This window comes from Nocardia vaccinii NBRC 15922 (assembly GCF_001613305.1).
In the GTDB taxonomy this organism is placed as follows: domain Bacteria; phylum Actinomycetota; class Actinomycetes; order Mycobacteriales; family Mycobacteriaceae; genus Nocardia; species Nocardia vaccinii.
In genome coordinates this window covers 182,847-192,082 of the sequence record NZ_BDCC01000037.1, presented here as the reverse complement: position 1 = coordinate 192,082, position 9,236 = coordinate 182,847, and the positions used below count along the sequence as shown (strand labels likewise).

The 9,236-nt window shown below is 67.5% G+C and carries 6 protein-coding genes; 5 read left to right on the top strand and 1 reads right to left on the bottom strand.

The genetic code is table 11. The annotated features are described in order from the left end of the window. Positions 1-20: 20 nt before the first annotated feature. Positions 21-908, bottom strand: coding sequence for a PAC2 family protein (locus tag NV1_RS25025; protein ID WP_067896002.1), 888 nt, complete (start codon positions 906-908; stop codon positions 21-23). Between the two features lie 205 nt (positions 909-1,113). Here NV1_RS25025 and metH point away from each other — a divergent pair, with 205 nt between their 5' ends. The 5 genes from metH to NV1_RS25000 all read left to right on the top strand — a co-directional run bounded on the left by metH (position 1,114) and on the right by NV1_RS25000 (position 9,186). Continuing rightward, complete coding sequence (gene metH / locus NV1_RS25020; protein WP_067895999.1) at positions 1,114-4,692, top strand: methionine synthase; 3,579 nt, start codon at positions 1,114-1,116, stop codon at positions 4,690-4,692. Positions 4,693-4,766: 74 nt separating this feature from the next. After that, positions 4,767-6,350 carry a serine/threonine-protein kinase gene (locus NV1_RS25015; protein ID WP_067895996.1) on the top strand — a complete coding sequence of 528 codons (1,584 nt, stop codon included), beginning with the start codon at positions 4,767-4,769 and terminating at the stop codon, positions 6,348-6,350. A gap of 173 nt (positions 6,351-6,523) precedes the next feature. Beyond that, on the top strand, positions 6,524-7,186 hold the full coding sequence (locus NV1_RS25010; RefSeq protein ID WP_281181893.1) for an HAD family hydrolase: 663 nt from the start codon (positions 6,524-6,526) through the stop codon (positions 7,184-7,186). A gap of 257 nt (positions 7,187-7,443) precedes the next feature. Then, positions 7,444-8,334 (top strand): HalD/BesD family halogenase, encoded by an 891-nt coding sequence (locus NV1_RS25005; protein ID WP_067895993.1) that lies wholly within the window; start codon positions 7,444-7,446, stop codon positions 8,332-8,334. 12 nt (positions 8,335-8,346) lie between these two features. After that, complete coding sequence (locus tag NV1_RS25000) at positions 8,347-9,186, top strand: class I SAM-dependent methyltransferase (RefSeq protein WP_067895990.1); 840 nt, start codon at positions 8,347-8,349, stop codon at positions 9,184-9,186. Positions 9,187-9,236 lie beyond the last annotated feature (50 nt).

Below are 9,236 nucleotides of genomic sequence, written 5' to 3'. Positions count from 1 at the left end.
CAGCGAAGCGGAGGCCAAAATTACAGCCCGAAACCGCCTGGTCCGCCGCGGCGGCGCAGGTACTTCTCGAACTCCGCGGCGATGGCGTCGCCGTCGATCTTGGCCATGGCCTCGTTGAGGTCGACCGCCGCGTCACCGCGCTCCTCGAGCGAACGAACGTACTCGCTGACCTCGTCGTCGCCCTCGGTCATCTCGTCGACGGCGGACTCCCAGTCCTCGGCCTGGGAGGGCAGCTCACCCAGCGGGACCTCGATGTCGAGGACTTCTTCCACGCGATGCAGCAGCGCGATCGTGGCCTTGGGGTTGGGCGGCTGCGAGACGTAGTGCGGCACCGCCGCCCAGAACGACACGGCCGGCACGCCCGCGCGGACGCACGCGTCCTGCAGCACGCCGGTGATCCCGGTCGGTCCCTCGTAGCGGGTCTGCTCCAGGCTGAACTGCTCGGCCGCCTCCTTGTTATAGGCGGTTCCGGTGACGGGGACGGGCCGGGTGTGCGGGGTGTCGGCGAGCAGCGCGCCGAGGATGACCACGGTGGTCACCCGCAGTTGCTCGACGAGTTCGAGGATGTCGTCACAGAAACTGCGCCATCGCATATTCGGTTCGATGCCGTGTAACAGCACCACATCGCGTTCGCTGCCCGGGGGCGAGCACACCGACAGCGTCGTGGCGGGCCACTGGATCTCGCGGGTCACGCCGTCGACCTGGCGGACCGTCGGCCGGTTCACCTGGTAGTCGTAGTAGTCCTCGGAATCGAGTTCGGCGAGAGGTTCGGCGTCCCAGATCAGTTCCAGATGCTCGATGGCGCCGCTGGCGGCGTCGGCGGCGTCGTTCCAGCCCTCGAAGGCGGCCACGAGCACCGGATCGCGCAACGTCGGCAGGTCCGGATCGGGTGATGCACTGGCGTTCACCCGGTCAGCCTACGGTGTACAGGCCCTGCTGTTCATGGCATATTGCCGACAGCGTGTCCTGCCGGCCGGGGCGGGGCGCGAATTCCGGGCATACGGTGTGGCGGGCCGACCGGCCGGTCGGCCCGAGTGTGGCGCGGACCACTTCCTGTGCTCGTGACCGGCGCTGTCGTCGGGCTTGTCCGTGCTTCCCATTACCCTCTAGTACATGTCTGTGTCCCCTCGCGCCGAGTTCGATACCACGTTGCTCGACACGCTCGCCCGGCGTGTTGTTATCGGAGACGGTGCGATGGGCACCATGCTGCAGGCCGCGGATCTGTCGCTGGACGACTTCCGCGGCCTCGAGGGTTGCAACGAGATCCTGAACGAGACCCGTCCGGACGTACTGCGGCACATCCACCGCGCCTATTTCGAGGCCGGTGCGGATGCGGTGGAGACCAACACCTTCGGCTGCAACCTGCCCAATCTCGCCGATTACGACATCGCCGATCGCATCCGGGACCTGTCCGAGCGCGGGACCCGTCTCGCCCGCGAGGTCGCCGACGAGATGGGGCCGGGCGCCGACGGTTCCCCGCGATACGTGCTGGGTTCCATGGGACCGGGCACAAAACTGCCCACACTGGGCCATGCGCCGTTCGCCGCCTTGCGCGATGCGTACACCGAGGCCGCGCTGGGCATGCTCGACGGCGGCGCCGATGCGATCCTGATCGAGACCTGCCAGGACCTGTTGCAGGTCAAGGCCGCGGTGACCGGTTCGCGGCGGGCGATGCGCCAGGCGGGCCGCCGGATCCCGATCATCACCCACGTCACCGTGGAGACCACCGGAACGATGTTGGTCGGCAGCGAGATCGGCGCGGCGCTGACCGCGATCGAACCGCTCGGCGTCGACATGATCGGTTTGAACTGCGCCACCGGCCCGACCGAGATGAGCGAACATCTGCGGCACCTGTCCAAGCACGCGCGGTTGCCGGTGTCGGTGATGCCGAACGCGGGCCTGCCGGTGCTCGGTCCCAATGGCGCCGAATATCCGTTGACGCCGGAGGAATTGGCGGCCGCGCTGAGCGGTTTCGTCACCGAATTCGGCCTGGCCCTGGTCGGCGGCTGCTGTGGTACCACCCCCGAGCACATCCGTCAGGTCGCCGAGGCTGTTCGCGGCGTCGCTCCGGGCAGGCGCGAGCCGGTGCACGAGCCGAGCGTATCGAGTATGTACACCGCGGTCCCGTTCGAGCAGGACGCCTCGGTGCTGATGATCGGCGAGCGCACGAATGCCAACGGCTCCAAGGCATTCCGTGAAGCGATGCTGGCCGAGGACTGGCAGAGGTGCCTGGACATCGCCAAGGACCAGACCCGCGACGGCGCGCACATGCTGGATCTGTGTGTCGACTACGTCGGACGCGACGGCACCAAGGATATGGAGGCCCTGGCGAGTCGGCTGGCCACCGCCTCGACCCTGCCGATCATGCTCGACTCCACCGAAACCCCGGTGCTGCGAGCGGGTTTGGAACATCTGGGCGGCCGGTGTGCGGTCAACTCGGTGAACTACGAGGACGGCGCGGGCCCGGATTCGCGCTTCCGCAAGACCATGGCGCTGGTCGCCGAGCACGGTGCGGCGGTGGTCGCGCTGACCATCGACGAGCAGGGCCAGGCCCGTACCGCACGGCACAAGGTCGAGATCGCCGAACGCCTGATCGCCGATATCACCGGCAACTGGGGTCTGGCCGAGAGTGACATCATCATCGACACGCTGACCTTCACCCTGGGCACCGGCCAGGAGGAGTCCCGGCGCGACGGTCTGGAGACCATCGAGGCCATCCGCGAACTCAAGCGCCGCCATCCGGACGTGCAGACCACCCTGGGCCTGTCGAACATCTCCTTCGGCCTGAATCCGGCCGCGCGACAGGTGCTCAACTCGGTCTTCATGCACGAATGCGTCGAAGCCGGACTGGATTCGGCCATCGTGCACGCCTCGAAGATTCTGCCGATCAGCCGGATCCCCGAGGAGCAGCGCGAGACGGCGCTGGATCTGGTGTACGACCGGCGCAGCGACGGCTACGACCCGCTGCAGAAGCTGATGGCGCTGTTCGAGGGGGTCTCGACGGCGTCCTCGAAGGCCTCGCGCGCGGAGGAACTCGCCGCCCTGCCGCTGTTCGACCGGCTCGAGCGGCGCATCGTCGACGGCGAGCGCAACGATATCGAGGCCGATCTGGACGCGGCCATGGCCGAGGTGCCGCCGCTGCGGATCATCAACGAGACGCTGCTGTCCGGGATGAAGACCGTCGGCGAACTGTTCGGCTCGGGCCAGATGCAGCTGCCGTTCGTGCTGCAGTCCGCGGAGGTGATGAAGGCCGCGGTCGCCTATCTGGAACCGCATATGGAAGCCACCGACGACTCGGGCAAGGGTCGGATCGTGCTGGCCACGGTCAAGGGCGACGTGCACGACATCGGCAAGAACCTGGTCGACATCATCTTGTCCAACAACGGCTACGAGGTGGTCAACCTGGGCATCAAACAGCCGATCGGGACGATTCTGGACGCCGCGATGGACAAGAAGGCCGATGTGATCGGCATGTCCGGTCTGCTGGTCAAGTCGACCGTGGTGATGAAGGAGAATCTCGAGGAGCTCAACACCCGCGGGGTCGCCGATCAGTTCCCGGTGCTGCTGGGCGGGGCCGCGCTGACCCGCTCGTATGTCGAGAACGATCTGACCGACGTCTACCAGGGCGATGTGCACTATGCGCGCGACGCGTTCGAGGGTCTGCGCCTGATGGACGAGATCATGACGATCAAGCGTGGCGGCGGTATCGATGCCGACAGCCCGGAGGTGATCGCCGCCCGGGAGAAGGCTGCCGAACGCAAGGCCCGGCACGAACGCTCCCAACGCATTGCGGCCGAACGCAAGGCGGCCGAGGTGCCCGTGGAGGTGCCCGCCCGCTCCGATGTGGCCGCCGATCTGCCCGTCCCGGTACCGCCGTTCTGGGGCAGCCGGGTTGTGAAGGGCCTTTCGCTGCATGAATATTCGGGCCTGCTGGACGAGCGCGCGTTGTTCCTGGGCCAGTGGGGCCTGCGCGGCCAGCGCGGTGGTGACGGCCCCAGCTACGAGGAACTGGTCGAATCGGAGGGCCGTCCGCGGCTGCGGTACTGGCTCGATCGGCTCACCGCCGACGGCGTGCTCGCCCACGCCGCGGTCGTCTACGGGTATTTCCCCGCGGTCTCCGAAGGCGACGAGGTGATCGTGCTCGCCGAGCCGGACCCCGCCGCACCGGAACGCTATCGGTTCGCATTTCCGCGCCAGCAACGAGACCGCTTCCTGTGTATCGCCGATTTCATCCGTTCGCGCGAACTCGCGGCACAAAACGGACAGGTGGACGTGCTGCCGTTCCAGCTCGTCACGATGGGATCGCCGATCGCGGCTTTCGCCAACGAGTTGTTCGCACAGAACAATTACCGCGATTACCTCGAGGTGCACGGCATCGGCGTGCAGTTGACCGAGGCGCTGGCCGAATACTGGCACCGCCGGATTCGCGAGGAACTGGTGCTCGACGGCCATGCGGTGGCCGACGACGACCCCGTCGACGTGCAGGAGTACTTCAAGCTCGGATATCGCGGCGCGCGTTACTCATTCGGCTACGGCGCCTGCCCCGATCTCGAGGACCGCGCGAAACTGGTATCGATTCTGGAGTCCGAACGGATCGGTGTCACACTGTCCGACGAGTTGCAGCTACACCCGGAGCAGTCGACCGATGCGTTCGTCCTACTGCATCCGGAAGCGAAATATTTTAACGCGTAAGCTGTTTGAGTTTCCGGGCTTCACGCAGAGTGGCAGGGTGGCTCGGCGTGCAAGCGTAGGAGGGGCACGAGAACATGACATCAGACCGGCTGATTGCGGGACGTTACCGGCTGGGCGATCCCATCGGCTCGGGGGCAATGGGGGTCGTCTGGCGGGCCAGTGACGTCCGGCTGCGGCGAACGGTGGCGGTGAAGCAGCTCCTGCTCGCCCCCGGCTTGACGCGGTCGCAGGCGCTGGAGGCGAAGATGCGGGCGATGCGCGAGGGGCGCATCGCCGCGCGGCTGCATCATCAGAATGCGGTCACGGTCTTCGATGTCGCGGAGGAGGACGGCCAGCCATGGCTGGTCATGGAATTCGTCGACGCGCCGAGTCTGGCGACGCTGATGCGGGACAAGGGTCATCTGGACCCCGCGGAGGTGGCCCGGATCGGTGCCCGGGTCGCCGCCGCGCTGGCCGCCGCGCACGACGCCGGAATCGTGCACCGCGATGTGAAACCGGCCAATATCCTGGTCGCGGACAACGGCGCGGTGAAGATCACCGATTTCGGCATTTCCCGCGCGGTCGGCGATGTCACGGTGACCTCCACCGGGTTTCTCGCGGGCACGCCCGCCTACCTGGCTCCCGAAGTGGCGCGCGGGGAGAATCCGGAATCACCGTCGGATGTGTTCGCCCTGGGCTCCACGCTGTACGCGGCGGTGGAGGGACAGCCGCCGTTCGGTGAGGGCGACAACCCGCTGGCCGTACTGCACGCGGTCGTGCGCGCGGAGGTGCCCGCCCCGCAGCATGCGGGCGCGCTCGGTCCGGTGCTGATGCGATTGCTGGCCGCGGAACCGGGCGACCGGCCGACCATGACCGAGGCGCAGCAGGAACTCGAGGCCGTCGCCGAGGGGCGAGCGCCGGTGCTGCCGCCGTCGGCCACGAAGGTTCTGCCGACATCCGGTCCGGTTGACGCCACGCCCGCGACAACGGTCCTGGCCGGAGGCGCGGCGGCGGGCAACGCGGCCGATCCGACGCTGCACATCGGCGCGGCCGCGCCGGGCGGGACGACTCCCGGTGCGACGCCGATGGCCGAATCGAAGCCCTCCGGGTTGAGGTCCGACCGCCGAGTGCTGGTGCTCGCGGCGGCCGGTGTCGTAGTCGTGCTCGTGATCGTCGGACTGGTCGTGATGGTTCGAGGTGGCAGCGGGGGTGACAACCACGCGGCCGCTGCGGCGTCGTCGGCCCAGCCCACCTCGGCCGCGGCCGTCCCGCCCGCACGCGAGCAGAGCACCGGCAGCGCCGAGTCGACCACCACGACGACCGCGACGTCAGCGAGTAAGGCCACCACGACGACTCCCGCGACCACCACCCCGGCCGCGCCTGCCGACCCCGCCGGGTTCATGACCAGCTACTACGGCATGCTGCCGGGCAATGCGAGCGCCGCGTGGCCCATGCTGTCGTCGTCGTACCAGGCTCAGTCCGGCGGATACGACTCCTATCTGCAGTTCTGGAACGAATTCAGTTCGGTGACCGTCACCGATATCGCCCAGAACGGCGATACCGCCACCGGGACGATCACCTACCACTACAAGAACGGCCAGGTCACCTCGGAGCGGCGGTGGTGCCGCGTCGCGACGGTCAACGGTCAGACGTTGATCACCGACTCCCAGGTGGGATGAGCGCAGATCCGGCCGAGTCACCCGTGCCGGGCCGGATCGCGCCGCCGGCATCCGGCCGATACGCTGTGCGCGGCATGATCGGCCCGGAGAGTGGCATTTCCGGGGCGGCTCGTGCACGGACCGGAACGCGATCACCGGCTCCGGAATCCAGATCCGAGGAAGGGAGCCGCCGGGTGTCCGTACCCGCCGCGAAGGCCGTGCTGTGGGATATGGACGGCACTCTGCTGGATTCGGAGAAGCTCTGGGACATCGCGGTGCGCGAGCTGTCGGTGGAACTCGGCGGCGAGATGACCGATGCGACCAGGCACGCGCTGATCGGTTCCGCCGCGTCGAATGCACTGCGGATCATCTTCGCCGGTCTGGGACTCGAGCCCGATCCGGTGCGGGTGGCCGAGGCGGGGGAGTGGCTCCATCGGCGGGTGACCGAGTTGATGGCCGGTCCGATTCCGTGGCGTCCCGGGGCGCAGGAGGCATTGCGCATGGTTCGTGCGGCGGGATTGCGGACGGCGCTGGTCACCAATACACAGCGCGCGGTCGCCGAGGTGTGCCTGAACACGCTCGGCCGCGAGTACTTCGACGTCTCGGTCTGCGGCGACGAGGTCGTGCACGGCAAACCCGCGCCCGACCCCTATCGCCGCGCCGCCGAGCTGCTCGATATCGCCCCCGAACACTGTGTGGCGGTGGAGGATTCACCGACCGGCTCGGCATCCGCGGTTGCTGCGGGCTGTGCGGTGCTGGTGATCCCGTGTGAGATTCCGGTCCCGCCGGCGCCCGGCTACACCTTCCGCGATTCCCTGATCGGATTGACCGTCGCCGATCTCGACACGCTCGTCTGAGCTGCTGCCGAACGTCCCCGTGGCCCGGGTTCGCACCCGATCGAATGGTGAATCATCCAGTGTGCGAAGCATTTCTGCGCGCGGGCAGCCGTGCCGATACATACGGGTCGGTCGGTCCGATCGTTTGTGATCATGAATGGCGCTGTTGCGCATGGCTACTCACCGGTTTGTGATTTATGCCAACGATCTGTCCGAATTGCCGTGGGCGGGGCGTCCCCGGGTCACAATGGTCGCCATGACGGCGACAGGGGGCGCAAGTGCATGAATCGGAAAGCGATTCGGGACAGGCCGACTCGGGAACCCTGGAAGCGGTCATCGATACCACCCGGTATCCGTTGCGGGAGCCGCGATCCGTGGCGTGGGATGAGGTAGTCGGCGCGGCGCGGGCCGAACTCGGCCGGGACGGCTGCTGTGTGCTCCGGGGCTTCATCCGCCCGGAGTTGCTCGAGGCGCTGCGCACCGAGGGCGTCGCGCTCGCCCCGCAGGCCTACTATCGCGTCGAACAGGTGAACGCGTACAACATCCCGCTGGACGCGGACCTGCCGCCGGACCATCCGGGCCGGATCGTGCTCGAGCGCGGAAACGCTTTCGTGGCACGCGATCTCATTCCGCCCGAGGCGCTCATCCAGATCCTGTACGGCAGTCCGTTGTTCCGGCGATTCCTCGCCGACTGCTTCGAACTGCCCGAACTCCACGAGTTCGCCGACCCGCTGGCCGGGCTGTGCCTGAACGTGGTGTCACCGGGCATGTCGCACCCGTGGCATTTCGATACCAACGAATTCACCGTATCGATGCTGACCCAATCGCCGGACGAGGGCGGAATCTTCGAGTACTGCCCGGGGATCCGGTCTCCGCGGGCGGAGAATCTCGACGATGTGCGCGCGGTGCTGACCGGCGCCGGGGATCGACTCGTACGACGGCTCGAGCTGCGGCCAGGGGATCTGCAGCTGTTCCAGGGCCGGTTCTCGCTGCACCGGGTGTCGCCGGTCGCGGGAGATCGACAGCGGCACACCGCGATTTTCGCCTACAACGAGCGTCCCGGGGTGATCGGCACAGCCGAGCGCACCAGGCAATTGTTCGGGCGGGTCCTGCCGGACCATCTGGCCGCGGCGGGCCGATCCGTGCGCGGTGACCGATTACTCGATTGAGAGGAGTGCGGAGTGCCGGTTTCCTTGCACAGCACTGGAAAAGCCTCGTTCGACGACATCTACGACCGTACCGATCCTCGGGACTACTACCTCCGAATGTCCGAATTGGACTATCGGATACCGGAATTGGCGAAACCGCACTTCGAGAGTTTCATCGCCGACTACCGCGCGGCATCCGGCGCCGCGCCGACCGTCCTGGACATCGGCTGCTCTTACGGGGTGAACGCCGCGCTGATGCGTTTCGACACCAGCGTCGCCCAGCTCGCCGAGCACTACCGCGGCGGCGATACCGCGGCCCGGATCGAGCGCGACCGCGCCCGTCTCGCGGCCCGCGACCGGCATCCGCAGGTACGCTTCGTGGGTATGGACGCCTCCGAGCCTGCGCTGGCGTACGCCACCGCGGCCGGATTGCTGCACGACGCGGTACACGCCGACCTGGAATCGGGTCCGCCGACCGCGGCGCAGCGTGCGGTGCTCGCGTCCACGGATGTGGTGATCTCCACCGGTTGTATCGGCTACGTCACCGACCGCACGCTGCTGCAGGTGGTGCATGCGCACGGCGAGCGTCTGCCCTGGATGGCACATTTCGTGTTGCGGATGTACGACTACGAGCCGATCGCCCGGCGGTTGTCCCGGCTCGGCTACCACACCCGGAAGATGCCGGGCACCTTCCACCAGCGCCGGTTCGCCTCCGAGGCCGAACGGATCCAGGTGTTGAATACCTTGTCCGCCAGGGGAATAGATCCTTCGGGGGTGGAGGAGGACGGCTGGATGCACGCCGAGTTGTACTATTCGACACCCGAACCGTACGAGCCGGATTCGCCCGCCCCCGGACGATCCGGCTCCGTCTGATCGGCCCGCGTCCGGTCGCCTGGCGACCGGACGCGATGATCGATACGCAC

Excerpts from the sequence above, each read along its gene's own strand:
- NV1_RS25015 (WP_067895996.1), top strand. The coding sequence starts at position 4,767 with ATGACATCAGACCGGCTGATTGCGGGACGTTACCGGCTGGGCGATCCC.
- metH (WP_067895999.1), top strand. The coding sequence starts at position 1,114 with ATGTCTGTGTCCCCTCGCGCCGAGTTCGATACCACGTTGCTCGACACG.